Consider the following 26403-nt stretch of genomic DNA (forward strand, 5'->3'; position numbering starts at 1 on the left):
TTAAGCAAGAAAACCCTTGTAAATACAAGGGTTTTAGTGGTGGCTCCGACGGGCGTCGATCCCGTGACCTCACGATTTTCAGTCGTGCGCTCTACCAACTGAGCTACAGAGCCCTAAGCAAACTAGCCGCTTAGATGAAAAACCCTTCCGAAGAAGGGCATCCGCGACCCTGACGGGACTTGAACCCGCGACCTCCGCCGTGACAGGGCGGCGCGCTAACCAACTGCGCTACAGGGCCTTACTTGGTAATCAGTTCATCCTACATCTTGGTGACCCCAACGGGATTCGAACCCGTGTTGCCGCCGTGAAAGGGCGGAGTCCTAGGCCGCTAAACGATGGGGCCAAGAAGTAGAGATAAAGCAACTACCGAGAGATAAGCATAGGGAAAATGCGTGCGGTTCGCCAATCGAGGTATCCACAGGCTCGGAGAGCCTTCCCAGCTTTCTCCAAGTTCGCTTGTTACTGTCGAAGAGACCGTGCCTATATGCAACAGGAGAAGTGAATGAAAAGCACCGAAGGAACGCCCAAGGCGTCCGTCTTGTTGCTGCGTAATTCGCGGACCTATCTGGCCATCGCTGTCATCGCGATCGCAGGATTGGTTTCTGGCGTCGTGGTATCTCAGTCTGCTTCGGCAACTGATTACCCCTCCTGGGCTGACGTGGAAAACGCTCGCGGTAATGAGGCTGCGAAGACGGCACAGATTGCTCAGATTCAAGGCCTCATCGCCCAGCTCCAAGCGGAGACGGAAGCTGCCATAGCTGAAGCTACGAAAAAGGGTGAAGAATACGGCGTTGCCATGAAGAAGTTCGGCGCAGCCGAACAGACCGCAGGTCAGCTCGAAGCTCAAGCAACGAAGAGCCAGGCAGAAGCAGATGCTGCAGCTGCCCAGGCTGGTCGTCTCGCTGCTCAGTTGTATCGCTCCGGTGGTAGTGATCTCAGCATGAATCTGCTGATGGAGAAGACGTCAGACGGTGCAGACAAACTCCTGAGCAAGCTCGGCAGTATGAGTAAGCTCGCGGAACGATCGAACGCCATTTATGCCACCGCCCAGACAGCACAGAACGAGGCTGCTTCGCTGTCGAAGCAGGCCAAGGTTGCTCTCAAGGCACGTGATGAACTTCGTGCACAAGCTGAGGCAGCTTTCACCGCTGCAACTGCTGCACAGGAAGCTGCTCAGGCAAAACTAACCGAGAGCGAAAACCAGCAGATGATCATGCAAGCTCAGCTTGCTGCGCTGCAAGACGCCACCGCGGCAACGGTTGCTGGCTATGAGGCGGGTGTTGCCGAGGCTGCACGTATCGCTGCTGAGCGCGCAGCTGCTGAAGCAGCGGCACGAGGCATTTCCGTTTCGGGTGCAGGGTGGACTCACCCGGTTCCCAACGGATACATCTCAAGCTCGTGGGGTCCTCGCGATAACTTCTACATCCCCGGTGTGGGTTGGACTGGTTCCTTCCACAACGCAACTGACCTTGCTGCGGGCTGTGGTTCGCCGATCTATGCTGCTTCTGGTGGTCGCGTGACCTATGCCGGCGCAATCGGTGGTGGCTATGGCTACATGGTGGAGATTGACCACGGTGGCGGTATTCGTACTCGCTACGGCCACGTCACCTCGGGTGGCATTGAAGTTGGCTATGGCGACACCGTCGGCCCAGGAACACTTATTGCTCGTGTGGGTGCAACGGGTCTTGCAACCGGTTGCCACGTTCACTTTGAGGTTCACGACAGCCCCGCCTTCAACGGTATTGACCCCGAGCCCTTCATGGCAGACAGAGGCGCTCCGCTCTAAAGATTCGTCGTAACACAAAGAACCCCCGCTCACCAGAGCGGGGGTTCTTTCGTGGTCTGTGTGCCTAGTGGCCTTCAGCCTTGAGGCGAGCGAAACCGTCAACGACGATCTGCTCTGCTTCAGCTGCGTTGCCCCAGCCCTCAACGTTGACAAACTTGCCAGGCTCGAGGTCCTTGTAACGCTTGAAGAAGTGGTCGATCTCGTTCTTGGTCTGCTCAGGAACATCGTCGATGTCCTGGATGTGAGCCCAACGAGGGTCCTTAGCTGGAACGCAGATGACCTTGGCATCTGATCCAGCTTCATCGCTCATGTTGAGAACGCCGACGGGGCGAACCTTGACGCCCACTCCGGGGAACACGGGGTACTCAAGAAGAACGAGAGCGTCAACGGGGTCACCGTCGAGGCCGAGAGTGTTCTCGAAGTAGCCATAGTCGGTGGGGTAAACGAAAGTGGTGAACAGCACGCGGTCCAAGTAGACGCGACCAGTTTCGTGGTCAACTTCATACTTGTTACGGCTTCCCTTGGGAATTTCAACGACGACGTCGTAAGCGGCCACGAGGGGCTCCTTCACGGTTGAGATGAATACCTCATAAGGTTACTTGATGATGACCGAACGTCCCCGACTCACGCCAGCTATGGCTGACGTTCGTCGTGCCATTCGCGAGAACCTCTCGGACCTCACTCCCGATGCTGTCGTACTGGTGGCACTCAGTGGCGGACCTGACTCTCTTGCACTGGCCGCCGGTTTAGCCTTTGAGGCGCCTCGTGCGGGGCTTCTTGCCGGGGCCGTGATTGTCGATCACGGACTGCAAGAAGGCTCGGAGGTTGTCGCTGAGACCGCCGCAGCCCAGGCTCGCGAGCTAGGACTAGACCCCGTGATTATCCGCAGAGTGAAAGTGGTCCCAGCTTCGGGGCCCGAGGCAGATGCCCGCACAGCACGTTATGACGCACTGGATTCTGTGGCCAAGGAACTCGGTGCTGTTGCCATCCTGTTGGGTCACACCCTGGATGATCAGGCTGAGACTGTGCTGTTGGGTCTCACCCGAGGATCCGGGGCAACAAGCCTGGCAGGAATGAGTGACATCAACGGCATCTATCGCAGGCCTCTGCTGGGCATTCGCCGAGCACAGACAGTGGCGGCATGTGAAGACCAGGGGCTCACGCCCTGGAATGACCCTCACAACCAGGATTCCAGCTACACCCGTGTACGGATTCGTCATGAGGTCATGCCTGTATTGGAAAACCAGCTCGGTCCTGGAGTTGTTGAAGCCTTGGCTCGAACCGCAGAGCAGTTCAAGCAAGACTCCGCCGTGCTGGACGCGCTGACCTCCGAGATTATGCCCACCGTGTTCACGCCCTTGCTGGGTGAAACGGCCCAGTCGGTGCAGGCAACTCTGGATGTCACTGCGTTGACGGGCCTGCCTCTAGCCATTCTCAATCGCGTTATTCGCCGGGCTGCTTTGGACGTCTTTGGGTCGAGTTTGAGCTCGGTTCACACCAATGCTGTTGCCCGTCTGATTACCGAATGGCACGGACAGGGAGAAGTTCACGTTCCCGGTATTAGAGTTGAGCGACAAGGTGCTCAGCTTGTTCTGACTGCATCATCGTCCACACCCACCGAGGCCTAGTCTCACCAGCACAAAAGGATCGCACGCATGGAGTTGCGCGACGTCGAATCAGACATCACTGAAGTTCTCTTCTCGGAAGAGCAGATCCAGGGTCGCCTGGCTGAGCTCGCTCGTGAGATTGAACGTGACTACGAGGGCAAAGACGTTCTCATCATTGCCGTGCTCAAGGGCGCTGTCATGGTCCTCAGTGACCTCGTGCGTGAACTGAAGTTCCACGCTCACATCGACTTCATGGCTGTGTCTTCTTACGGTTCCAGCACCAAGTCCTCCGGTGTTGTGCGCATCGTGAAGGACCTGGATACAGAAATTGCAGGCCGTCACGTGCTCATTGTGGAAGACATCATTGACTCTGGTTTGACCCTGAACTGGCTGATCGGAAACCTGGAATCGCGCGGCCCCGCATCGATCGAGGTGGTGGCCATGTTCCGCAAGCCCGAGGCAATCAAAGAGCCAGTGGACGTGAAATACGTCGGCTATGACATTCCGCCTGCGTTCGTTATTGGATATGGCCTTGACTACAACGAGGACTACCGCAACGTCCGGGGACTGGCTGTTCTCGCCCCACATGTGTATGGCGGAGAAGACCCACACGCCTAAAGTTCCGGGTTAACTCCCATTCCGCCCTCGGCAAACACCAAGCGGGCATAGCGCCCAGACCGATACCCTGAGAAGACCATGAAATTCAAGAACCTTCTGCGCGGTCCCCTGCTCTACATCATCGTTGCGGTGATTGCTGTCTGGGTGGGCTCATCCCTCATCTCCATGACCGGCTACCAAGCCGTCAGCACTGACGATGGTCTGACCTTCCTCAAAGAGAACAAGGTTGCCAGCGCAACCATTGTGGACATTGAGCAGCGCGTTGACCTCAAGCTCAAGAAGGCGGACGACAAGTACGGCACGGACGTGCAGTTCTTCTATGTCGCCCCTCGTGGTGTTCAGGTTGTGGATGCAGTCAACGCCTCATCGCTGACCGATGGCTTCAACGATGAGGTGCCCAAGGAGAACTGGTTCCTCAGCATGCTGGGAATCTTCTTGCCCGTGCTTCTGATCGGTGCATTCTTCTGGTTCATGCTTTCCTCCATGCAGGGAGGTGGCCGTGGTGTGATGCAGTTTGGTAAGTCCAAGGCCAAGCTCGTCACCAAGGAAACTCCCACCGTCACCTTTGCTGACGTTGCTGGTGCCAACGAAGCCGTGGAAGAACTTTCAGAAATCGTGGACTTCCTTAAGGAGCCTGCTCGCTTCCTCGCGGTCGGCGCACGTATTCCTCGCGGTGTGCTGCTCTATGGTCCTCCTGGAACAGGTAAGACTCTGCTCGCCCGTGCTGTTGCCGGTGAAGCAGGCGTTCCCTTCTACTCGATTTCTGGTTCTGACTTCGTCGAGATGTTTGTCGGTGTCGGTGCAAGCCGTGTTCGTGACCTGTTCGAACAGGCAAAGCAGAACGCTCCTGCGATCATCTTCATCGATGAAATCGATGCTGTTGGTCGTCACCGTGGAGCCGGTATGGGTGGTGGCCACGACGAGCGCGAGCAGACCCTCAACCAAATGCTGGTGGAGATGGACGGCTTCGACGTCAAGACCAACGTGATTCTTATCGCTGCAACCAACCGTCCCGACATTCTGGACCCTGCCCTTCTGCGCCCTGGTCGTTTCGACCGCCAGATTGGTGTGGACGCTCCAGACATGGAAGGCCGCAAGAAGATTCTTGAAGTTCACGCCAAGGGCAAGCCCATGGCAAAGAACGTGGACCTTGAAGTTGTGGCTCGCAAGACTCCCGGTTTCACCGGTGCTGATCTAGCTAACGTTTTGAACGAGGCAGCCCTGCTGACTGCTCGCTCGAACGCTCAGCTCATCGACAACCGTGCGCTGGATGAGTCCATTGACCGCGTTATCGCGGGACCTCAGCGTCGCAGCCGCGTGATGAAGGATCAGGAAAAGCTCATCACCGCGTATCACGAAGGTGGTCACGCACTCGCTGCAGCGGCAATGAACTTCTCTGACCCCGTGACCAAGGTCACCATTCTTCCTCGTGGCCGTGCTCTCGGATACACCATGGTGCTTCCACTGGAAGATAAGTACTCGGTCACACGTAATGAACTCCTCGACCAGCTCACCTATGCAATGGGTGGCCGCGTTGCTGAAGAGATCGTGTTCCACGACCCCACCACCGGTGCATCCAACGACATCGAGAAGGCAACCAGCATTGCCCGCAAGATGGTCACCGAATACGGCATGAGCTCCACTGTGGGTTCGGTCAAGCTTGGCGCTGCATCTGGAGAAATGTTCCTGGGTCGCGACATGGGTCACCAGCGTGACTACTCCGAGCAGATGGCTGAGCACGTAGATAAGGAAATCCGCGCCCTCATCGACAATGCTCACACCGAAGCGTGGAAGGTTCTCAACTCCAACCGCAAGGTGCTCGACCGCCTGGCCACGGAACTGCTCGAGAAGGAAACTCTCGACCACAACCAGCTTGCTGAAATCTTCAAGGATGTGAAGAAGCTTCCTCTGCGTAAGCAGTGGCTCTCCAGTAACGAGCGTCCTGTTTCGAAGCTTCCACCCGTCAAGGTTCCTGCCAAGAAGGCAGCTGCCAAGGCAGAGGTGAAGAAGCCCGTCGTAATGAAGGCTCCAGCTAAGGCAGCGGCAAAGCCTGCTGCCAAGAAGCCAGCATCTAAGGCATAACAATGGCTATCGACCGGGCTCGAATTGAGGCGGCCGTCGTCGAACTCCTTCACGCTATTGGTGAAGATCCGACGAAGGCCAACTTCTCCTCGACCCCGGAACGTGTTGCTGAAGCCTATGCCGAGTTCTTTGCCGGTGTTGGTCAGGACCCACTCGAGCATTTGCGTGAGAGTGTTCCCATCGACCAACTCTCGGATGCGGTTGTGGTGACCGACATCACCGTTCGGTCGATGTGTGAACACCACCTGCTTCCCTTCTTGGGTGTTGCCCATGTTGCCTACCTCCCCGGTGATCGGGTGGTGGGTCTAGGTAAGTTGCCTCGCGTGGTTAACACCCTGGCTGCTCGCCCCCAGATGCAAGAAAGCTTGACCGAGCAAATCGCTGACGCGCTCGTGGAGGGTCTCGACCCCCGCGGTGTCCTGGTGGTTGTCGAAGCTCGTCACCAGTGCGTGGCCGCTCGTGGTGTGGAGCAGACAAACAGTCGCACCATCACCATCGCCTCACGCGGTGAACTCACTGAGCCTGCTGCCCGCTCAGAGATCATGACTTTGATTGGTCTCACTGGTGGAGACAGTGATGACTGAGCACCGCACCAAGATCATGGGCATTCTCAACGTCACGGTTGACTCGTTCAGTGATGGTGGCAAATACCTCGACACTGACTCCGCTGTGAAGCACGGCATCGCCATGATGGAGCAGGGTGCCGACATTATCGACATTGGTGGTGAATCCACCCGTCCCGGTGCACAACGTGTCTCGGTTGAAGAGGAACAACTTCGTGTTCTTCCCGTGATTGGTTCCCTCGTTCGTGCTGGTGCTGTCGTGAGTATCGACACTATGAATGCGGCTACTGCCATCCTCGCCATCGAGCGCGGAGCGCACTACGTCAACGACGTTTCTGGTGGTCTCGCAGATTTCTTCATGCCGAAGGTTGTGGCTCAGTCTGATGCGACCTTCATTGCCAGCCATTGGCGTGGACACTCTGTCGACATGGACAACCGTGCGCTCTATAAAGACGCACCCACAGATATCACCCGTGAACTCAGTGAACGCGTCGATGCTCTGCTCGCTGAAGGAATGAAGCCAGAGAAGCTCATCCTTGATCCAGGGCTGGGTTTCGCAAAAAATTCTGAGCACAACTGGCAGATGCTGGGCCGTCTCGATGAGCTCAAAGCACTCGGTTTCCCACTGCTTATTGGCGCATCGCGTAAACGATTCCTCGCCTCTTTACTGCCAGAAGACGCCACGATCGAAGACCGTGACTCTGCCAGCGTGGCAGTGAGTGTGCTCGCAGCACAGGCTGGTGTCTGGGCTGTGCGTGTGCACGACGTTCCCCGCACTGCAGGTGCACTTCGTGTGCTCGAATCGTGGAATAAGGGTGCCCGTGAGTAACGACCGCATCACTCTGACGGGTCTGCGCGTGCAGGCCAACCACGGTGTGTTTGATTTTGAGCGAGCAAACGGCCAGCTCTTTGTCATTGATGTCACAGCGTGGCTGGATCTTTCACCTGCAGCTCTCAGTGATGACCTGGCCAACACCGTTCACTACGGTGAACTGGCTGAAGAAGTCGTTGCCGCGGTGGCGAATGATCCTGTGGATCTCATCGAGACTGTTGCTGAGCGTGTGGCACAGGTTGTCCTGGCACACGCACCTGTTGAACGCGTTGAAGTAACCGTTCACAAACCCCAGGCTCCCATCAGCGTGGAGTTCGCTGATGTTGCTGTCACGATTGAGCGCAGCCGCTAATGGATGCTCCACGCAGAAACGCCATCATCGCGTTCGGTTCAAACCTGGGTGACCGTGCTGCAACCATCAAGCAGGCTGCCAACGAAGTGGCAGATCTTGGTGGCACTGTTCTGCTCAAACTGTCCCCACTTTATGAATCAGCTGCCGTGAAGCCAGAGGGTGTGGATCTGGATGCTCCCGAATATCTCAATGCGGTGGCACTGATTAGTACAGACCTTCCCCCAGAGGCTTTGCTTACTGAGCTCAACGGCATCGAACAAGACCACGGCCGTGAACGCCACGAACGCTGGGGCGATCGCACCCTTGACCTCGACATCATCTGGATGGATGGTGTTGAGATGGAAACCGAACATCTCACCATTCCCCACCCCCGCGCGTTCGAGCGATCCTTTGTGGTGGTTCCCTGGAACGATGTTCAACCGAATGCGGTTGTCCTACCCCACGGGGAGATTGCTGCGCTTGCAGAGAAGTTCAGCAATGAACTGCACCGCTTCGAGGTGAGCACATGAAGCGCACTACCCCCGCACCGCTGATTGGCCTCTTTCTTATTGGTGGCGTTGCTGCCTATTTGCTGGAACTCATTGTTCAGTCACGCGGCGGATTTATTTATGTTCCGCCGCTGTCTTTGGCATTCACCTTGTTCGTCGTGGCCATTGCCGTCGTTCTCATGGCAATTCCCATTCGTCGCTGGGTTACCGGCAAGCGCAAAGAACCCATTGATGGGTTGTATGCCTCGAGGGTTGTGGCATTGGCCAAGGCCAGTAGTTACTCAGGGTCTCTCTTGTTGGGTCTGGGTGCTGGTGTGATTGTTTATCTTTTCGGTCGCCCTATTGCTCCGAGTGGAGCAATCTTGACCACTGTCATTGCACAGCTCGGTGCTGCAGCACTGCTCATTGTTGGCGGACTGATTGCCGAATGGTTGTGTGTTCTTCCTCCAGATGATCTGGAGAAGAACGACAAGGAAGTGGCCGGTGAACCAGCAGCGTGACGGTCGCCTCGGCATCGGCATTATTGGCGCAGGCAAGGTGGGCCCCATCTTGGGTGCCGCACTTGCTGGTGCAGGCCATGCGCTGGTGGGCATCTCGGCCATCTCGGAAGAAAGCAAAGAACGAGCCCAGGCCATCCTGCCTGATGTCCCTGTGCTCGAAGTTCCCCGCATTGTGGAACTGAGTGAACTCGTTCTCATTGCCGTTCCCGATGAGGAATTGCCCGATCTGGTCAACGGACTCGCTGTTGCGGGAGTGTGGCAACCAGGACAGATTGTGCTGCACACCTCTGCCGCCTATGGCGTTGAGGTGCTGCACCCTGCCGTATTGGCAGGAGTGATTCCTCTGGCTCTTCACCCCGCCATGGCGTTCACGGGAACCAGCATGGACATTGCGCGTCTTGCCGATTGCTATATCGCGGTCACCGCACCTGCACCGGTTCTGCCCATTGGACAAGCGCTCGCGGTGGAAATGGGCGGAGAGCCTGTTGTCATCTCCGAAGCACAGCGTCCGCAATATGCCGAGGCAATTGCCACGGCGTCGCAATTCTCAGCAGCAATCGTGGACCAGGCAACCAACCTGCTCGGTGAGATCGGGATTGAGAACCCGGGCCGCATTGTTGCTCCGCTGATTCGTTCTGCTGTCGACAACGCTCTTGGCCAAGCAGGTGACGCGTCGCGTCTGGGCTTCACAGGACTCGACGACTAATCATGAGTGCACCGCAGGTTTGCCACACCGTCGCCGAGATGACGGCCCTTCGTGAGCAGTTAAGCGCCGAAGGCAAGACGCTGGCACTCGTCCCCACTATGGGTGCGCTGCACGCCGGGCACTTAGCTCTGGTTGCACGGGCCCGAGAGTTGGCAGATGTTGTCGTGGTATCGATCTTTGTGAACCCGTTGCAGTTCGGGGCCGGGGAAGACTTCGACCGCTATCCCCGCACGCTCGACGCTGACGTTGCTGCATTGGCTGGTCATGCCGACTACGTCTTTGCTCCTGCTGCCGAAGAGGTCTATCCCGAACGCGTGGGTGGACCTGCTGTTCCCGCTCAGGAAGCCGGTTCGGTGGGGGACACCTTCGAAGGCGCAAGTAGGCCTGGCCACTTTGACGGTGTGCTCACGGTCGTGGCACGACTGTTCGACATTGTGAAGCCCGATGTTGCTGTCTTTGGGCAGAAGGATGCGCAGCAGGTGTTCTTGGTGCGACAGCTCATTGAGAAGTTGGGCCTGCCCATTGAGCTCAATGTTCTGGAAACCGTTCGCGAACCAGATGGCTTGGCCCTCTCGAGTCGAAACCGCTATCTCAGTGAAGAAGAGCGCTCTGCTGCACTGGCATTGCCTCATGCTCTACTTGCCGTGGCACGAGAAGCACAGCACGGAAATGCTGCGTCGGTCCGTGAGGTGGGCAGGAGCGTTTTTGAGAAGTATCCGCTGGTTAGACTTGATTATCTCGACCTCGTCGATCCCACAAACTTTCAGCGCGTGAGTGACGACTACCAGGGACCCGCCACTGTTGTGGTGGCCGCGGTAGTGGGAACCACACGACTTATTGATACCGAAAACCTTGAGAGACTCCACGCATGAGTGAGAACACCGCACCAGAGCCCGAACTAACCGAAGCTGAAGTCAGTGAGCAGAAGGCCGTTCGCCTGGCTAAGCGTGATCGACTCAACGAACTTGGTCTTGAGGCATACCCCGTTGCCCTTCCCATCACCGACACCATTCCTGCTGTTCGTGCACGCTTTGGCGACTTGGAAGCAGATGCCACCACCGGTGTAATCGTGGGACTTGCTGGTCGTATTGTTCACCTGCGCAACACTGGCAAGCTGTGCTTTGCCAGTTTGCAGTCAGGTGATGGTTCCAGAATTCAGGCCATGGTTTCTCTCGCCGAGGTGGGTGAGGAGAACCTCGAACTCTGGAAAGACCTCGTTGACCTGGGTGACCACGTCTTTGTTTCCGGTGAAGTAATTTCTAGCCGTCGCGGTGAGCTCTCCGTCATGGTCAAGGAATGGAAGATGGCGGCTAAGGCTGTGCTCCCTCTTCCCAACATGCACAACGAGCTCAACGAAGAAACCCGTGTGCGCTCGCGTTACCTCGACCTCATTGTTCGCGAGCAAGCCCGCAAGAACGTCTTCGCCCGTGCCAAGACCATGGCATCCCTGCGCAACACCTTCACTCAGCTCGACTTCATTGAAGTAGAGACCCCTATGCTGCAGGTCATGCACGGGGGTGCTTCTGCACGTCCCTTCGTGACGCACTCCAACGCCTTCGACATGGAGCTCTTCCTCCGTATTGCTCCTGAGCTTTACTTGAAGCGCGCACTGGTCGGTGGCATCGAGCGTGTGTTCGAGATCAACCGCAACTTCCGTAATGAGGGTGCTGACAGCACGCACTCTCCCGAGTTCGCCATGCTCGAAGCCTATGAAGCATATGGTGACTACAACTCCATTGCTGACCTCACTCAGAAACTCATTCAGGACGCCGCTTTAGCCGTTGCCGGCAGTCACGTCGTGACCTGGGCCGATGGCACCGAGTTTGACCTCGGTGGCGAATGGGATCGCATCAGTATGTATCACTCGCTGAGTGAAGCAGCTGGTGTGGAGATCACTCCTGCAACTTCCGTTGCAGACCTGCAGGCTCTGGCCAACAAGGAAGGCGTGGAAGTTCACCTCGCCAACCACGGCAAGCTCGTGGAAGAACTGTGGGAGCACTTCGTCAAGGACGGGCTCACCCGCCCCACCTTCGTGATGGACTTCCCGGTTGAGACCAGCCCACTCGTGAAGGAACACCGTTCCATTCCTGGTGTGGTGGAGAAGTGGGACCTCTACGTCCGCGGCTTCGAACTTGCCACTGGCTACTCCGAACTCAACGACCCCGTCATTCAGCGCGAACGCTTTGTGCAGCAGGCTGCCCTCAGCGCTAAGGGTGACGTCGAAGCAATGCGTTTGGACGAAGACTTCCTCAAGGCCCTCGAGCACGCCATGCCTCCTGCGGGCGGCATGGGTATGGGTATGGACCGCTTGCTCATGGCCATCACTGGTCTGGGCATCCGCGAGACCATCCTGTTCCCGCTGGTTAAGTAATCAGCTTCCTTCGGTAGTCTGACCCTTATGGACAACTTCTGGCTCAACGCACTCTGGTCGGTCACACCGACCGTGCTCCTCGGCCTGCTGTTTTGGCTCATTATTCGTTCGATTCTGCGCTCTGACCGCACCGAGCGCGAGACCTATGCCCAGATTGAAGCCGAAGAACGAGCAAAGCGCGGACTTCCTGAGGCAGAAAAGAAATGAATCAAGCAGAATTCTCCTTCTGGCTCACTGTTGTTGCATTAGCGGTTGACTTTGTTATTCGTGTCGTCGCCATCATCATTGTTCCTCGCAACCGTCGACCATCCTCTGCCCTGGGCTGGCTGCTCGCCATTTTCTTCATTCCCTATATCGGTGTGATTTTGTTCTTGCTCATCGGTAGTCCACGGCTGGGCCGTAAGCGTCGCCGCCGCCAGCGTGAAATCAACCAGTTCATCTTGGATTCCACTGAAGGATTCGACAAGGTTGCTCATGACAAGTCGTGGCCCGTGTGGCTGGACCGCGTGGTTGAGCTCAACCGCAACTTGGGGGCCATCCCCTTAGTTGGTGGCAACTCTGCCCAGATGCAGATCGACTACGAGAAGAACATCATCGATATCGCAGCGGATATCGATAAGGCACAGAACTTTGTTCACGTTGAGTTTTACATTCTCTCTTCTGACCCCGTCACTGAGCCTGTCTTCCAAGCCATGGAACGCGCTGTGCAGCGAGGTGTTGAAGTGCGCGTGCTCTTTGACCACGTGGCAGCTATGCGCACCGTCGGTTATCGCAAGACCAAAAAGCGCCTGACCAAAATCGGTGTCGACTGGCACCTCATGCTTCCTTTCCTGCCTTTCCAGGGCAAGTATGAGCGCCCTGACCTGCGCAATCACCGCAAGCTCGTCATCATTGACGGCAACATCGGCTGGATGGGTTCACAGAACCTTATTGATTCCAGCTATCTCAAGAAGTCCAACCTCAAGCGTGGACTGCACTGGAAAGACGCAATGGTTCGCCTGCGCGGACCTATCGTTGCTGGTCTGAACGCAATCTTCATTACCGACTGGTATTCCGAAACAGATGTTCTGCTCACTCGTGAAGCAGAACCCATTGTTGCCTTCCACGAAGATCAAACTCTGGACTGCCAGATTGTTCCGTCTGGTCCTGGTTTTGCCTCGGAGAACAACCTACGTTTATTCCTCACGTTGATGTATTCAGCGCAAGAGAAGATCATCATCACCTCCCCCTACTTCGTGCCCGACGAGTCGTTGATGTATGCCATCACCTCGGCCTGCCAGCGCGGTGTTCGAGTCGAACTCTTCGTCTCAGAAATCGGGGACCAAGCACTTGTTTATCACGCACAGCGTTCCTACTATGAAGCACTGCTGCGTGCCGGTGTGGTCATCTGGCTCTACAAAGCACCCACTATCTTGCACTCCAAGCACATGTCGATCGATGACGAAGTTGCGGTCATTGGTTCGTCCAACATGGACATGCGTTCCTTCTCGCTGAACCTGGAGGTTTCCCTCATGGTTCGAGGCGCCAGCTTCGTCAAGCAGATGCGTGACGTCGAGGACGCCTATCGCGAGATGTCTCGTGCACTCACTCTGGAAGAGTGGAAGAAGCAGCCCCTGCGCTCAACCGTTCTTGATGGCCTTGCCCGTCTCACTTCCTCACTCCAGTAGTTAGGCTCGATCCATGGCATACGACGCAGCATCCACTCGCTACGACATCATGAACTTCCGCCGCAGCGGGAAGTCTGGACTGAAGCTTCCTGAGATTTCTTTGGGCCTGTGGCACAACTTCGGTGACGAAGGCTCTCTCAAAAACCAGCGCGCCATTCTTCGTCGCGCATTCGACATGGGTGTGACCCACTTCGACTTGGCCAACAACTACGGCATTCCTGCCGGTTCTGCCGAGTCGCACTTTGGCGACGTGCTCGCGTCCGACTTCAAGCCCTACCGCGACGAGATGGTCATCTCCTCCAAGGCGGGGTATTTCATGTGGGACGGCCCCTATGGCGAGTGGGGATCGCGCAAGTACCTCATCTCGTCACTTGACCAGAGCCTGAAGCGCATGGGTCTCGACTACGTCGACATCTTCTACTCGCACCGACCCGACCCCAACACTCCTATTGAGGAGACCATGGGAGCACTGGCTTCGGTCGTGCAGCAGGGCAAGGCGCTCTATGTCGGAATCTCGTCCTACACACCAGAACAGACCCTCGCGGCGAAGAAGGAACTCGATCGTCTCGGTGTTCCCCTACTCATTCACCAGCCCCGCTATTCCATGTTTGATCGCACCATCGAACGCTCCGGTTTGCTCTACACCCTCGACGAGATTGGTGCGGGCTGCATTGTCTTTTCGCCACTCTCGCAAGGCATGCTCACCGATCGTTACCTCAAGGGCATCCCTAAGGATTCGCGTGCTGCCCTCGGCGTTCACCTCGGCGAGGAGCGCATCAACGAGGTTTATCTTGAGCGCGTCCGCGGCCTCTCGGCAATCGCCGAGGCGCGCGGCCAGACGCTCGCTCAGATGGCACTGCTGTGGACCCTGCGCAACCCCGGAGTCACCTCAGCACTCATTGGCGCCTCCTCGGTGAAGCAGCTTGAAGACAATATCGCTGCTATTCACGGCCCCGACTTTGAACCTGAAGAGCTTGAGGCCATCGACGTCTTTGCCGTGCACGGAACAGACAGCGGTTCCCACAGAAAGAGTTAGTTACTCGCCGATATCGGCGGGAGTTCCACCGGTCATCCGAACCAGTTCGCTGAACGTGGTTTGGTAGACATACGCAGGGTGACCACCCGCGGACCAGATGGTGTCGTATTGAGCCAGGTCGTTATCCACCAGGGTGGGAAGCTCGGTGGCGAGCCCCACGGGTGAGACCCCGCCAATGACATACCCGGTGGCAGCACGAACATCATCTGCGTTGGCCTTGGTGATCTTCTTGCCGCCGAAAGCCGCTGAGACCTTCTCGGTGTCCACGCGGTGACCGCCGGAGCTCATCACGAGCACGGGTTCACCATCGGCCAGGAACACCAGAGAGTTGGCAATTTGACCGCGGGTAATGCCAAGACCTTCGGCAGCTGCTTGGGCGGTGTGAGCATTGTCATCGAGGCGAACAACATCTCCTTCCGCGCCGTGCTCTTTCAGAGCTGCGCGGAAACGTTCAACGGAGTCGGGGTGTGCAATCTCGGTCATGCGTTGTTTCTCCAGTTAGGGCTTCTTCTTAGGTTTGGGAACGGGCAAAGCAGCCCAGGTGAGATCGAGTAATTCATGCATCCACTCAGCGTCCGAAAACTTATCCACCGGAATTACCAAGTGTTCTTTAGCTCCGGGATAGGGAGATGCTGTATCGAGCGAGGGAGCAAAGCTCTCACCCGGCTCCGTCACCTTGAGAAAGAGGGTGTTGTCGCAGATCACGCCGACAAACTTGTCCTCGCAGTAAATTCCGTATTCACCGAACATGGGACGCACGCGCACATTGCGCGCACCAAATGCGTCGAGAACGTCCTCGGTGAACTCTTTGGATGTCGCCACGTTAGTGCTCGTGATCGAGAGTGCTGCTCACCTGCAGTGCCATACGGCCGTGGGTGAAGGCACCACCGGCACGAAGGGCGGCTGCTATCCAGGCAGCTTCTGCAATTTCAGCATCGGTTGCGCCGGCCTTGACCGCACCCTTGGTGTGAGCATCGATACAGAAAGAGCACTGCGTGGTGAATGCCACGCTCAGTGCCATCAGTTCACGAAATTTGAGGGGGATAGCGCGGCCTTCTTCGGCGAAGACAGCATCATCGAATGCCACGAAGGCTTCCAGAATGTCTGGAGTTTCCTTCTTATAGATGCGGCCGAACTTACGGTTCTCGGTTCCGTCATAGAGATCACTCATGGCCTGGGCAACTTTCGTGGTCGGAGTTGAACGTGGGGCATTTCGGGAGCAGGGATGACAGTTCCACCATGCTCCACAGACCCAAAAATACCCTCAGGATTGCCTTCGAGTACAACATCGCTTTGCCATTGGTTCCGGAACTCCACGATTTCGTCGTGCGAGCGGCCAATGAAGTTCCACCACATCACGAGCTCTTCTTCGAAAGGAGTGCCTCCGAGCAGAAGCAGACGAGTAGGCTCATCACCGATTGTGAGGGTGAGTGAGTCGATGCCGGACTCAACATAGGCAAGCTGGTCTTTCAGAGCGACTTCGCCGTTGACCTCGACAGATCCCGTGTCCACCAAGATGCCGTGTTCGAAGGTGGTGTTCACGGGAATGGTGAAGGTGCTGCCGGCAGGTGCTGTTACCTCAGCACCGAGCAGGGGCGTGAACGTTGTCGATGGAGCCGTAACCGTTCCGGTGTCTCCGTTGAGAGAACCCACAAACACAATGAGCTGTGCATCACCAATGGTGGTGCGCGGTGCAATGTGGTGCTCAAAGAATGGCGGAATGTGACGGTCTTTGTCCGCCAGAGCAACCCAGAGCTGAACCCCGTGAACAACAGGAACTCTTCCCGTGGAATGCTCGGCATGGGCAATACCCGTGCCAGCTGTCATCAGGTTCACCTGGCCAGGCTCAATGAGCTGGACACTTCCCACGCTGTCGCGGTGCTCGACTTCACCCTGGAAGAGCCAGGTCACTGTCTGCAGTCCGGTGTGGGGGTGGGGGCCTAAGTTCATGCCACCGCTGAGCTCAACCTCATCGGGGCCGTAGTGATCTACGAAGCACCATGCTCCAATCGTGCTGCGCTGACGATTGGGCAAGGTGCGCCTCACCGTCATCGCGCGAAGACCACCTAAGGGGACGTCGCGGGGAGTGAGGATGCTCATGTTTACAGACTACGTATCTCGAGGGGGATTTATTCCGAGAAGACGCTGTTCCCCCTCCAGCGAACACGGCTCTTTCTACTCACGCCGTGGGCGAACAGGGGCAGTTTTTGGGCGTTCTTGTCGTTACTCTCAATTCAAGACCTGCACAGACCATGTGTGCTGATGGGAGTTAGAAATGTTTGAGAGATTTACCGACCGCGCTCGCCGCGTCGTTGTCTTGGCGCAAGAAGAAGCCAAGATGCTCAACCACAACTACATCGGCACTGAGCACATCCTGCTCGGCCTGATCCACGAAGGTGAAGGCGTTGCCGCTAAGGCTCTCGAGTCGCTGAACATCTCCCTCGACGCTGTGCGCGAGCAGGTCCAGGACATCATTGGTCAGGGACAGCAGCAGCCCACCGGCCACATCCCCTTCACGCCTCGTGCGAAGAAGGTTCTGGAACTTTCGCTTCGTGAAGCACTCCAGCTGGGTCACAACTACATTGGCACCGAGCACATCCTGCTCGGCCTCATCCGTGAGGGTGAAGGTGTTGCTGCTCAGGTTCTGGTCAAGCTCGGTGCTGACCTCAACCGTGTTCGTCAGCAGGTCATTCAACTTCTCTCCGGTTTCCAGGGCAAGGAGCCTGTTGCCGCCGGCAACAAGGACGAAGCGGCTTCAGCTCAGGGTGGTTCTCAAGTGCTCGACCAGTTCGGTCGCAACCTGACTCAGGCTGCCCGCGAAGGCAAGCTTGACCCTGTTATAGGTCGCGAAAAGGAAATCGAGCGCGTGATGCAGATTCTCTCGCGCCGTTCTAAGAACAACCCTGTCCTCATCGGTGAACCCGGTGTGGGTAAGACCGCTGTTGTGGAAGGCCTCGCTCAGGCGATTGTCTCCGGCAACGTTCCAGAGACCCTCAAGGACAAGCAGCTTTACACCCTCGACCTTGGTTCGCTCATTGCTGGTTCTCGTTACCGCGGTGACTTCGAAGAGCGCCTGAAGAAGGTCACCAAGGAAATTCGCACCCGCGGCGACATCATCACTTTCATCGACGAGATTCACTCGTTGGTTGGTGCAGGTGCTGCTGAGGGCGCCATTGATGCTGCCTCCATCCTCAAGCCACTGCTTGCTCGTGGTGAACTCCAGACCATTGGTGCGACCACTCTGGATGAATACCGCAAGCACTTCGAGAAGGATGCTGCACTCGAGCGTCGCTTCCAGCCCATTCAGGTTGCTGAGCCTTCCTTGCCTCACGCAATCAACATCTTGAAGGGCCTTCGTGACCGTTACGAAGCCCACCACAAGGTTCAGATCACCGATGGTGCGATCGTGGCTGCAGCAAACCTTGCAGACCGTTACATCTCCGACCGCTTCCTGCCAGATAAGGCCATCGACCTCATCGATGAAGCTGGTGCTCGTCTGCGCCTCTCGATTCTTTCCAACCCACCCGAGTTGCGTGACCTGGACGACCAGATTGCTCTGACGCGCACCAAGAAGGAAACCGCGATCGAAGATCAAGACTTCGAGCGTGCTGCAGCTCTTCGCGATGAAGAGAAGCAACTCCAGGGTGAGCGCGTGCGTCGCGAGAAGGAATGGCGCAAGGGCGAAGCCGGCGGCCAGGGCATCGTGGACGAAGGCGTCATCGCCGAGGTCCTCGCACAAGCAACCGGTATTCCTGTCTTCAAGCTCACCGAAGAAGAGTCAGCTCGTCTGGTCTTCATGGAGAAGGCACTTCACCAGCGTGTGATTGGTCAGGAGAAGGCTATTGCCGCCCTGTCTAAGACCATTCGACGTACTCGCGCAGGTCTGAAGGACCCCAAGCGTCCTTCTGGTTCGTTCATCTTCGCCGGTCCCACCGGTGTGGGAAAGACGGAGCTGGCCAAGGCTCTTGCTGAGTTCCTCTTCGACGATGAGAACGCCATGATCTCTCTCGACATGAGTGAATACGGCGAGAAGCACACCGTGTCACGTCTGTTCGGTGCTCCTCCCGGATTCGTTGGATTCGAAGAGGGTGGCCAGCTCACCGAGAAGGTGCGCCGCAAGCCCTTTAGCGTGGTTCTCTTCGATGAGATCGAGAAGGCTCACCCCGACATCTTCAACTCGCTCCTCCAGATTCTGGAAGAGGGTCGTTTGACCGATGGTCAGGGTCGCGTTGTTGACTTCAAGAACACCGTCATCATCATGACCACCAACCTCGGCACCAAGGAAATCTCGGGTGGTCCCGTGGGCTTCCAGCTCGAGGGCGATGCCGGCAACGACTACGACCGCATGCGCGGCAAGGTCAACGAAGAGCTCAAGAAGCACTTCAAGCCAGAGTTCCTCAACCGTGTTGATGACATCATCGTGTTCCCTCAGCTGAGCAAGGAAGAGCTGGTTCAGATTGTGGACCTGTTCACCAAGCGTCTGAGCGACCGCATGATGGACCGCGACATGACCATCGAGCTGACTCAGCCTGCCAAGGACCGTCTGATCGAGGTCGGCTTCGACCCCGCACTCGGCGCTCGTCCGCTGCGTCGTGCGATGCAAGCAGAAGTAGAAGACAAGCTCTCCGAGAAGATCTTGGAAGGCCAGCTCGCAGCTGGAGATCACGTTCACGTGGACTTCATTGGCGGCGAGTTCGTCTTCATCACCACTTCTCGTGAAGCGGTCGGTGTCTCTGTCTCGTCACAGGCCAACGGTATTGCTGCTACGCCAGACATCGTCGCCGAAGGCGAGTAATTTTTCTCGAGGCTATTCTTGAGGAATGACTGAAACCACCTATAACGTTCGTCGTGCTCGCACGGCAGATGTTCCGTGGATTCTTGAGGTAACCAAGCCTCTGGTTCAGTCGCGGGTACTGCTGGGTAAAGATGCTGTCTCGATCTATGAAGCTGTTCAGGAATTCCGCATTGCAGAGGATGCTGATGGCAACCCCATTGGCTGTGGTGCTCTGCACGTGATGTGGCAGGACCTGGGTGAGATTCGAACCCTCGCAGTTGATGAAGCCTGGCTAGGCAAGGGCGTGGGTGCGGCGTTGATGGAGCGTCTGGTTGCCGATGCAACTGAGCTCGGTCTGGGTCGCCTGTTCTGTTTGACCTTCGAAGTGGACTTCTTCACCCGTCACGGTTTTGTCGAAGTATCTGACTCCATCATTGACCCAGAAACCTATGCCCAGCTCGTGCTTTCTCATGATGAGGGTGTTGCCGAATTCCTGGATCTTGCCCGTGTAAAGCCCAACACTCTGGGAAATACAAGGATGTTGCGCCAGCTCTAGGTAACTTAGGCACATGAGCACTCCAGCGCCTGGACAACCACGTCGAGTATCTCCTGCTGTTTATCGCCGCCGCAGACTTGTTGCACTGCTGGCATTGATTGCTGTGGTGACCGCTGTTGTGCTGATTATTGTGCGTCCCGGACAGGCCACTCCTACGCCAACCGAGACTGCTGTGGCCAAACCAACCGTGGCACCGGTGGCCACTGAGTCTGCCACCCCCACACCCACTCCTACCGTGGATGTTTCTGATTACAAAGAATGTTCAACAAAGAACCTCGAAGTTCTTCCCGTTCTTGACTCGGTCGACTACCAGGCTGGTGTTCTTCCCAACCTGTCATTGACCATTCAGAACACGGGCAAGACAGCCTGTTTCTATAACGTCGGAACCTCTGCTCAGGAGCTCACCATTACTTCTGGTGCTGAAACCTACTGGGTCTCCACCGATTGCCAGAGCGAAAAGTCTGACACCGTGGCCATCCTCGAGCCCGGTGTGGTTTACCCCTCGGCACCCATCGTGTGGGAACGCCAGCGCAGCTCACCTGACACCTGTGGTGGAGAGCGTGAAGTCGTTCCTGCGGGCGGTGCTTCCTACTACCTCACCACTAAGGTCGGCGGAGTGAGCTCCAAGAGCTCCGCACAATTCCTGCTCTACTAGGGTTTATTTTTCACAACGGACGGGCGTATGCTCGAGCTCGTGACAAGTCCTTGGCTTGCCGACCCCGATGTTGTGGTTCGCGGCACTGTTCGCGCAGTCGTGCGCGACTCGTGGTCGCGCGCGGAACAAAGCCAACTTGATCCAGACCGGATGCTCTCGCCTCTGTTGTTCGAGAGCTCGGAACTCAACGAGTATCGCCAGGCACATCCTCTGGCCCAGATGATGCCCGTTATTCGCAAGCTTCTTGTCCGCGATGCGGACAATGACTCGGGCATGCTCGTGGCTGTCGGAGACGCCATGGGCAGACTGCTTTGGGTGGAAGGCGATCAGGGACTCAAGTCCAAGGCTGAGTCCATGATGTTTGTCGAAGGCTCGGACTGGAGTGAATCCGTTGCCGGCACATCGGCACCGGGAACAGCACTGACACTGGATCACGCCATTCAGATTCGTCGCGACGAACACTTCAACCGCCTGGTTCATGCCTGGAGCTGCACCGCGGTTCCCGTGCATGACCCAGAAACTAAAGCCATCATCGGTGTCATCGACATCACTGGTGGCGACCAGGCTGTGGACCGTCACACCATGCCTTTGGTGGAGGCAACTGCGCACGCTGTTGAAACCGAACTCATGGTGTCCAGGCTGCGTAATCGGGATTCGAAGCCTGCCGCGTCCAAGTTTGTTTTGTTCAACAACTTGCCCTCATCGACCAAGAACAAGGCAGCCCGGGCAACCATGCACATCTTGGGCAGAGACACCGCACTGGTCACCATCGAGGACCGCTCCATTGAGCTCACCCAGCGTCACGCCGAGATTATGACCTTGCTGGCCTGGAACCGCTCAGGGCTTTCTGCAGAACGCTTGTCAGAACTGCTCTGGGGAGATTCCTCTTTCACCTCACGCCTGCGGGCGGAGATGGTGCGCTTGCGGAAGCTCCTGGATAAGTTCCACCCTGGAATTGCCCCGGAGTCAAAGCCTTACCGCCTGCCCGAGCAGGTGGAGATTGATGCGCAACAGGTTGTGGCGCTGCTTGATCGAGGTGCTCACCGGGCAGCGCTGTCCGCGTTCCGCGGGGCGCTGCTACCGGATTCTGTTTCTCCCGGCATCGAAGAGATTCGTGAAGAAGTGCGACTGCACCTGCGGGAGTCACTCTTGAATGATGCCTCGGTCGAAGTGCTCATGGACTACGCCAATACCGAGCAGGGCTTGGACGATCTTGATGTGTGGCACCAGGTGCTCAAGATGTTGCCTGCTAAATCTCCTAAGAGGTCACACGTGGTTGCCCACGTGGAGAACCTCGTCTTCGTTCAGGGTTCCTAACCTCTTCTTCGCAACTTTCTGCAACCTTCGCTCTCGTAACGTGTGAACTGCCATATCCGGCACACACGACAAAGACGTCGAAAGGTACAAAAGAAATGACTGTCTATGCAAACCCCGGCACACCCGGTGCCGTCATGTCCTACAAGGGTAGGTACGACAACTACATCGGCGGCAAGTATGTCGCTCCTTCCTCAGGTGAGTATTTCGAAAACATCACCCCCGTCACCGGACAGGTCTTCTGTGAGGTAGCTCGCGGTAACGCGAAGGATGTCGACATGGCTGTTGCAGCCGGTTGGAAAGCCTTCGAGAGCTGGGGCAAGACCAGCGTGACCGAACGCGCCATCATCTTGAACAAAATCGCTGACCGTATGGAAGCAAACCTCGAGCTTCTCGCTGTTGCTGAGACCTGGGACAACGGTAAGGCTGTTCGCGAGACCATGGCTGCAGATATTCCTCTGGCCATTGACCACTTCCGTTACTTCGCTGGTGCAATCCGCGCACAAGAAGGCTCCATCGGTGAACTCGATGACAACACTGTTGCCTACCACTTCCACGAGCCACTCGGTGTGGTCGGTCAGATCATCCCCTGGAACTTCCCTATCTTGATGGCTGTCTGGAAGCTCGCTCCCGCACTCGCTGCCGGTAACTGCATCGTGCTGAAGCCAGCTGAGCAGACCCCTGCATCGATTCACGTCCTGCTCGAGCTGATCGAGGACCTGCTTCCTGCCGGTGTTCTCAACATCGTCAACGGTTTCGGTATTGAAGCCGGTGCGCCACTTGCCTCCCACAACAACATTCGCAAGATTGCGTTCACGGGTGAAACCACCACCGGTCGCCTCATCATGCAGTACGCAAGTGAGAACCTGATCCCTGTCACCCTTGAACTCGGCGGCAAGAGCCCCAACATCTTCTTCGAAGACGTTGCATCTTCTAAGGACGCTTACTACGAGAAGGCTCAGGAAGGTTTCACCATGTTCGCCCTGAACCAGGGTGAAGTCTGCACCTGTCCTTCACGTGCACTGGTAGCGAAGCCCATCTATGACGGCTTCATGTCTGACGGTATTGCTCGCGTGGGCAAGATCATCCAGGGCAACCCACTCGACACCAACACCATGATGGGTGCTCAAGCTTCCAATGACCAGCTGGAGAAGATCCTCAGCTACATCGACATTGGAAAGCAAGAAGGCGCCAAGCTCCTCTGCGGTGGTGAACGTGCTGACCTCGGTGGTGACCTCTCCGGTGGTTACTACGTCCAGCCCACCGTCTTCGAGGGCAAGAACTCGATGCGTATCTTCCAGGAAGAAATCTTCGGCCCTGTGCTGTCGGTTACTTCCTTCAAGGACTACGACGAGGCCATCTCTATCGCGAACGACACCCTCTATGGTCTCGGTGCAGGTGTGTGGAGCCGCAGTGGTGACACCGCATACCGTGCAGGTCGCGCCATCCAAGCTGGTCGTGTGTGGACCAACACCTACCACCAGTACCCCGCTCACGCCGCCTTCGGTGGTTACAAGCAGTCTGGTATCGGTCGCGAGAATCACAAGATGATGCTCGATCACTACCAGCAGACCAAGAACCTCTTGGTCTCCTACGCAGAAGGCCCCATGGGCTTCTTCTAAATCGGCACTATCTAAACGGTTACGTACACAGGAGAATCAGTAGATGGACTACACGAGAGTTGATTACACGCCAGAAGCCGCAGCGCTTCTGCGCAAGATGACTCTCAAGCACGGTCCACTCATGTTTCACCAGTCGGGGGGCTGCTGTGATGGCAGCTCCCCGATGTGTTACCCCGTAGGGATGTTCAGAATCGGGGGTTCTGACGTCCTCCTGCAGACGCTCGAGGTGGAGGGCTTAGCCCCGATCGAGTTTTATATGTCTGCGTCCCAGTATGAATACTGGAAGTTCACTCACCTCACTGTTGATGTGGTGAAGGGTCGAGGCAGCGGTTTTTCGGTTGAAGCTCCCGAGGGCGTGCGCTTCATGATTCGTTCACGCATGCTCGATGATGCCGAGATTGAGCACTACGGTCTACTCAAGACAGAAGCTGTTTAGAACGCAGCGTCGATCTCGCGTTCACGCGCATCTTTGGCAGTGTCGAAAGCTGCCTTCAGCGCCGAGCGCAAAGTTCCCACCTTGTCATCGATGCGGGTGGTGAAACCTAAACGTGTGGCTTCAGCGTCGCGCTGTTTGCCGCCATTGACGGGTCGGATTTCTCCCGCGAGTGAGATTTCACCAAAGGCAGCAACGGTGTGAGCAATGGGTTTGTCATGGAACGCGCTTGCCACGGCAATCGCGATGGCAAGGTCAGCGCCAGGTTCGTTCAAACGGACTCCACCAACAGTGGAGACATAGACGTCTTTGTCACTGAGTTTGAGACCAGCACGGCGCTCGAGCACAGCCAAGAGCATTGCCACGCGCGAACTATCAACGCCGTTGGTCACACGACGAGGGTTGGGTGCACTGGTGGGAACGACGAGTGCTTGGATCTCCACGGGAAGTGGACGGCGACCTTCCAAAGCGACCGTGGCACAGGTTCCCGAGACGGCAACGGCGGAGCGGCTCAGGAATAAGCCACTGGGGTCAGGAACTTCAGCAATTCCGTCACCGGTCATCTCGAAGCAGCCCACTTCATCGGTGGGGCCGAAGCGGTTCTTCAAAGCGCGGACAAACCGCAGCGCGGTTTGGCGGTCTCCCTCGAACTGGCAGACCACGTCGACGAGGTGCTCGAGAAGTCTCGGCCCGGCAATGCTGCCGTCCTTGGTGACGTGACCAACCAGAAGAATGGGGAGGTTGCGTTCTTTCGCTACGCGAATGAGAACGCTGGCAACTTCGCGCACCTGGCTAGGCCCACCAGCTAGGCCTTCAATGGCAGAACTGGCAACCGTCTGGACGGAGTCGACAATCAGAAGCGCAGGCTTCACGGCATCGATCTGGCCAATGATGGTGGAGAGATCCGTCTCAGCGGCGAGATAAAGGTTGTCGGTCAGTGCGCCCGTGCGAGACGCACGCAAGCGCACTTGGCTGACAGATTCTTCCGCACTGACATAGAGAACACGGGCTCCGGTCTTTGCAGCGCGTGAAGCAACCTCGAGAAGCAGCGTGGACTTTCCCACACCTGGTTCACCGGAAAGCAGGATCGCAGCACCAGGAACAATCCCACCGCCGAGCACGCGATCAAACTCGTTGATGCCGCTGGCCCAGTGCGTGAGCTCGCCGTCTGCGGGGACCTCGGTGATGGGGCGGGCCGTGTTCTCTTCGCTGACAATGACCGGCTTCATCTTGACCTGGATGCCGGTCTTGGTGGCTTCCTCAACAACAGTTCCCCAGGCCTGGCATTCACCACAGCGCCCGACCCATTTGACGTTGTTCCAACCGCATTCGGTGCAGGTGTATCCAGGAGAAGCTTTGGCCATGCGGACAGCCTAGCTTTCACCGCCGACAGTGGATTGGTGACTGGCGTGAGCTGTGCGTAAACTCTTAGCTATTGGTTCCGTGTCCGAGCGGCCGAAGGTGCAACTCTCGAAAAGTTGTGTGCGTGAAAGCGCACCGTGGGTTCAAATCCCACCGGGACCGCCATGTGATGTCGCAAGACATCGGAATCCTCTGAACCCACGGGTTCAGAGGATTCTTTCATTTCTGGGGTTGATAATCCCTGCTTGTGTCGAGGGTGAGTTCTCGCAGTAGTTCGCCTGTTTGTTGGTCAACGACTCTGATTTCTATTCCGTCGACGAGCATGATGACGCGCGTGTTTTTGTAGTGTCGTCCGATTCCGATGTGATGCATTTTGCCTGCGTGGCGAAACGAGATGGATCCGGTGCCGTCAACTTTGTCGTAGCGGACTCTGGATTCAGCGTTCAGTAGTGCCGGGTCGGGTGTTGCTTTGTGGAGTGCGTCATAGGCCTGCGCGGGTGTGTGGCGGCCGAGGGATCGGTGGGGCCGGTGATGGTTGTAGTCGTTGACGAATTCGTTGATCAGCTGTTGGAGTTCTTCCAAAGTGTGAGCTGGCGGTTGTTGTCTCAGCCATTTCTTCATGGTTTGTTGAAACCGTTCGACTTTCCCGCAGGTTGTGGGATGTCCTGGGGTGGAGTTCTTTTGACGAATTCCTTGTTTAGCTAGGTGTGCTTCAAGGGCGTTGTGGCTGTTGAGTCCGCGTCTTCCGGCGGCAAGTTTTGAGGTGAAGACCATGCCGTTATCGGTCAGGGTTGAGGCGGGTTCTCCGTGTGTTTGTGTGGTTTCTTGAAATGTGTTGAGCACAATTTTCGCTGTGATGCGGTGGTGTGCTGAGACGTGGAGAGCGAAGCGTGAGTGGTCATCAATCCAGGTGATGATTTCAGTGTCGACCCCTGTGGCCAGTCGGAAGTGGGTGAAGTCTGACTGCCATGTTTCATTCGGGAGCTCTGCTTGGAAACGGATGTAGGAAGAGCGTGGTCGTTTCTGAGGTTGGGGTGTGATGGCTCCGACGCGTGTGAGGTGACGCCAAATAGTTGTGG

At 56.8% G+C, this 26403-nt stretch carries 28 protein-coding genes and 4 tRNA genes; 22 read left to right on the forward strand and 10 right to left on the reverse strand.

Going from position 1 to position 26403, the window contains the following annotated elements; translation table 11 throughout:
* Positions 1–37 precede the first annotated feature (37 nt).
* The 3 genes from RR877_RS02885 to RR877_RS02895 form a co-directional block, all read right to left on the reverse strand.
* Positions 38–113 (reverse strand) — tRNA-Phe (locus RR877_RS02885).
* 51 nt (positions 114–164) lie between these two features.
* Positions 165–238, reverse strand: a tRNA-Asp gene (locus tag RR877_RS02890).
* 29 nt (positions 239–267) lie between these two features.
* A tRNA-Glu gene (locus RR877_RS02895) sits at positions 268–343 on the reverse strand.
* A 159-nt stretch (positions 344–502) separates the two neighbouring features.
* Between RR877_RS02895 and RR877_RS02900 the strand changes: the two genes are divergently transcribed.
* Positions 503–1786 (forward strand): M23 family metallopeptidase, encoded by a 1284-nt coding sequence (locus tag RR877_RS02900; RefSeq protein WP_332550778.1) that lies wholly within the window; start codon positions 503–505, stop codon positions 1784–1786.
* Between the two features lie 64 nt (positions 1787–1850).
* Here the strand turns inward: RR877_RS02900 and RR877_RS02905 are convergent, their stop codons facing one another.
* Positions 1851–2342 (reverse strand): inorganic diphosphatase, encoded by a 492-nt coding sequence (locus tag RR877_RS02905; RefSeq protein ID WP_110232666.1) that lies wholly within the window; start codon positions 2340–2342, stop codon positions 1851–1853.
* A 46-nt stretch (positions 2343–2388) separates the two neighbouring features.
* Here RR877_RS02905 and tilS point away from each other — a divergent pair, with 46 nt between their 5' ends.
* The 14 genes from tilS (at position 2389) to RR877_RS02975 (ending at position 14608) form a co-directional block, all read left to right on the forward strand.
* Positions 2389–3414, forward strand: coding sequence for a tRNA lysidine(34) synthetase TilS (gene tilS / locus RR877_RS02910; RefSeq protein ID WP_332550779.1), 1026 nt, complete (start codon positions 2389–2391; stop codon positions 3412–3414).
* A gap of 27 nt (positions 3415–3441) precedes the next feature.
* Positions 3442–4011, forward strand: coding sequence for a hypoxanthine phosphoribosyltransferase (gene hpt / locus RR877_RS02915; RefSeq protein ID WP_332550780.1), 570 nt, complete (start codon positions 3442–3444; stop codon positions 4009–4011).
* A gap of 78 nt (positions 4012–4089) precedes the next feature.
* On the forward strand, positions 4090–6093 hold the full coding sequence (gene ftsH, locus RR877_RS02920; RefSeq protein WP_332550781.1) for an ATP-dependent zinc metalloprotease FtsH: 2004 nt from the start codon (positions 4090–4092) through the stop codon (positions 6091–6093).
* Positions 6094–6095: 2 nt separating this feature from the next.
* Positions 6096–6677: a GTP cyclohydrolase I FolE gene (gene folE / locus RR877_RS02925; protein ID WP_277494881.1), complete on the forward strand. Its 582-nt coding sequence runs from the start codon at positions 6096–6098 to the stop codon at positions 6675–6677.
* The gene (gene folP, locus RR877_RS02930; protein ID WP_332550782.1) at positions 6670–7485 is read left to right on the forward strand and encodes a dihydropteroate synthase; all 816 of its coding nucleotides are present in this window, start codon (positions 6670–6672) and stop codon (positions 7483–7485) included. The genes folE and folP overlap by 8 nt, the downstream gene beginning before the upstream one ends.
* Positions 7472–7840 carry a dihydroneopterin aldolase gene (gene folB, locus RR877_RS02935; protein ID WP_332550783.1) on the forward strand — a complete coding sequence of 123 codons (369 nt, stop codon included), beginning with the start codon at positions 7472–7474 and terminating at the stop codon, positions 7838–7840. The genes folP and folB overlap by 14 nt, the downstream gene beginning before the upstream one ends.
* Complete coding sequence (gene folK / locus RR877_RS02940; protein ID WP_332550784.1) at positions 7840–8349, forward strand: 2-amino-4-hydroxy-6-hydroxymethyldihydropteridine diphosphokinase; 510 nt, start codon at positions 7840–7842, stop codon at positions 8347–8349. Before folB ends, folK begins: the two co-directional genes overlap by 1 nt.
* Positions 8346–8828 (forward strand): DUF3180 domain-containing protein, encoded by a 483-nt coding sequence (locus RR877_RS02945; RefSeq protein ID WP_332618740.1) that lies wholly within the window; start codon positions 8346–8348, stop codon positions 8826–8828. The genes folK and RR877_RS02945 overlap by 4 nt, the downstream gene beginning before the upstream one ends.
* Complete coding sequence (locus RR877_RS02950; protein WP_239406843.1) at positions 8812–9534, forward strand: DUF2520 domain-containing protein; 723 nt, start codon at positions 8812–8814, stop codon at positions 9532–9534. Before RR877_RS02945 ends, RR877_RS02950 begins: the two co-directional genes overlap by 17 nt.
* Before the next feature lie 2 nt (positions 9535–9536).
* Entirely contained in the window at positions 9537–10406 is an 870-nt protein-coding gene (gene panC, locus RR877_RS02955; RefSeq protein WP_332550785.1) for a pantoate--beta-alanine ligase, read from the forward strand.
* Positions 10403–11905, forward strand: coding sequence for a lysine--tRNA ligase (gene lysS, locus RR877_RS02960; RefSeq protein ID WP_332618741.1), 1503 nt, complete (start codon positions 10403–10405; stop codon positions 11903–11905). The genes panC and lysS overlap by 4 nt, the downstream gene beginning before the upstream one ends.
* A gap of 27 nt (positions 11906–11932) precedes the next feature.
* Positions 11933–12112: a hypothetical protein gene (locus tag RR877_RS02965; protein WP_110232677.1), complete on the forward strand. Its 180-nt coding sequence runs from the start codon at positions 11933–11935 to the stop codon at positions 12110–12112.
* Positions 12109–13572, forward strand: a complete 1464-nt coding sequence (gene cls, locus RR877_RS02970) for a cardiolipin synthase (RefSeq protein ID WP_332550787.1) — start codon at positions 12109–12111, stop codon at positions 13570–13572. The genes RR877_RS02965 and cls overlap by 4 nt, the downstream gene beginning before the upstream one ends.
* Positions 13573–13585: 13 nt before the next feature.
* Positions 13586–14608, forward strand: a complete 1023-nt coding sequence (locus RR877_RS02975; RefSeq protein WP_332550788.1) for an aldo/keto reductase — start codon at positions 13586–13588, stop codon at positions 14606–14608.
* On the opposite strand, the gene RR877_RS02980 is transcribed toward RR877_RS02975, so the two are convergent.
* The 4 genes from RR877_RS02980 to RR877_RS02995 are packed head-to-tail and all read right to left on the reverse strand — an operon-like array spanning position 14609 to position 16708.
* Complete coding sequence (locus RR877_RS02980) at positions 14609–15091, reverse strand: YbaK/EbsC family protein (protein WP_110232680.1); 483 nt, start codon at positions 15089–15091, stop codon at positions 14609–14611.
* A gap of 15 nt (positions 15092–15106) precedes the next feature.
* Positions 15107–15430: a TfoX/Sxy family protein gene (locus RR877_RS02985; RefSeq protein ID WP_280801180.1), complete on the reverse strand. Its 324-nt coding sequence runs from the start codon at positions 15428–15430 to the stop codon at positions 15107–15109.
* Position 15431: 1 nt separating this feature from the next.
* Entirely contained in the window at positions 15432–15779 is a 348-nt protein-coding gene (locus RR877_RS02990) for a carboxymuconolactone decarboxylase family protein (protein WP_332550789.1), read from the reverse strand.
* Positions 15776–16708 (reverse strand): pirin family protein, encoded by a 933-nt coding sequence (locus RR877_RS02995; RefSeq protein WP_332550790.1) that lies wholly within the window; start codon positions 16706–16708, stop codon positions 15776–15778. Before RR877_RS02995 ends, RR877_RS02990 begins: the two co-directional genes overlap by 4 nt.
* Positions 16709–16883: 175 nt before the next feature.
* Between RR877_RS02995 and RR877_RS03000 the strand changes: the two genes are divergently transcribed.
* From RR877_RS03000 to RR877_RS03025, 6 genes are all read left to right on the forward strand, one after another.
* A complete protein-coding gene (locus tag RR877_RS03000; protein WP_332550791.1) occupies positions 16884–19403 on the forward strand; it encodes an ATP-dependent Clp protease ATP-binding subunit in 2520 nt (839 codons plus the stop codon).
* Positions 19404–19428: 25 nt separating this feature from the next.
* The gene (locus tag RR877_RS03005; RefSeq protein ID WP_110232685.1) at positions 19429–19938 is read left to right on the forward strand and encodes an amino-acid N-acetyltransferase; all 510 of its coding nucleotides are present in this window, start codon (positions 19429–19431) and stop codon (positions 19936–19938) included.
* Positions 19939–19951: 13 nt separating this feature from the next.
* Positions 19952–20593, forward strand: coding sequence for a hypothetical protein (locus RR877_RS03010; protein ID WP_280801177.1), 642 nt, complete (start codon positions 19952–19954; stop codon positions 20591–20593).
* Positions 20594–20620: 27 nt separating this feature from the next.
* Positions 20621–21910, forward strand: a complete 1290-nt coding sequence (locus RR877_RS03015; protein ID WP_332627688.1) for a GAF domain-containing protein — start codon at positions 20621–20623, stop codon at positions 21908–21910.
* 95 nt (positions 21911–22005) lie between these two features.
* A complete protein-coding gene (locus tag RR877_RS03020; protein WP_280805188.1) occupies positions 22006–23529 on the forward strand; it encodes an aldehyde dehydrogenase family protein in 1524 nt (507 codons plus the stop codon).
* Positions 23530–23572: 43 nt separating this feature from the next.
* Entirely contained in the window at positions 23573–23965 is a 393-nt protein-coding gene (locus tag RR877_RS03025; RefSeq protein WP_332627690.1) for a DUF779 domain-containing protein, read from the forward strand.
* Here the strand turns inward: RR877_RS03025 and radA are convergent.
* Positions 23962–25326: a DNA repair protein RadA gene (gene radA, locus RR877_RS03030; protein WP_332618743.1), complete on the reverse strand. Its 1365-nt coding sequence runs from the start codon at positions 25324–25326 to the stop codon at positions 23962–23964. The two genes, RR877_RS03025 and radA, sit on opposite strands and share 4 nt — an antisense overlap.
* Before the next feature lie 73 nt (positions 25327–25399).
* Here radA and RR877_RS03035 point away from each other — a divergent pair.
* Positions 25400–25489, forward strand: a tRNA-Ser gene (locus RR877_RS03035).
* Between the two features lie 54 nt (positions 25490–25543).
* On the opposite strand, the gene RR877_RS03040 is transcribed toward RR877_RS03035, so the two are convergent.
* Positions 25544–26403 (reverse strand): integrase core domain-containing protein (locus RR877_RS03040; protein WP_332627692.1); only part of this gene is annotated, 860 nt, incomplete at its 5' end.

The sequence above is a fragment of the Aurantimicrobium sp. genome, from assembly GCF_036667855.1.
Lineage (GTDB): Bacteria > Actinomycetota > Actinomycetes > Actinomycetales > Microbacteriaceae > Aurantimicrobium.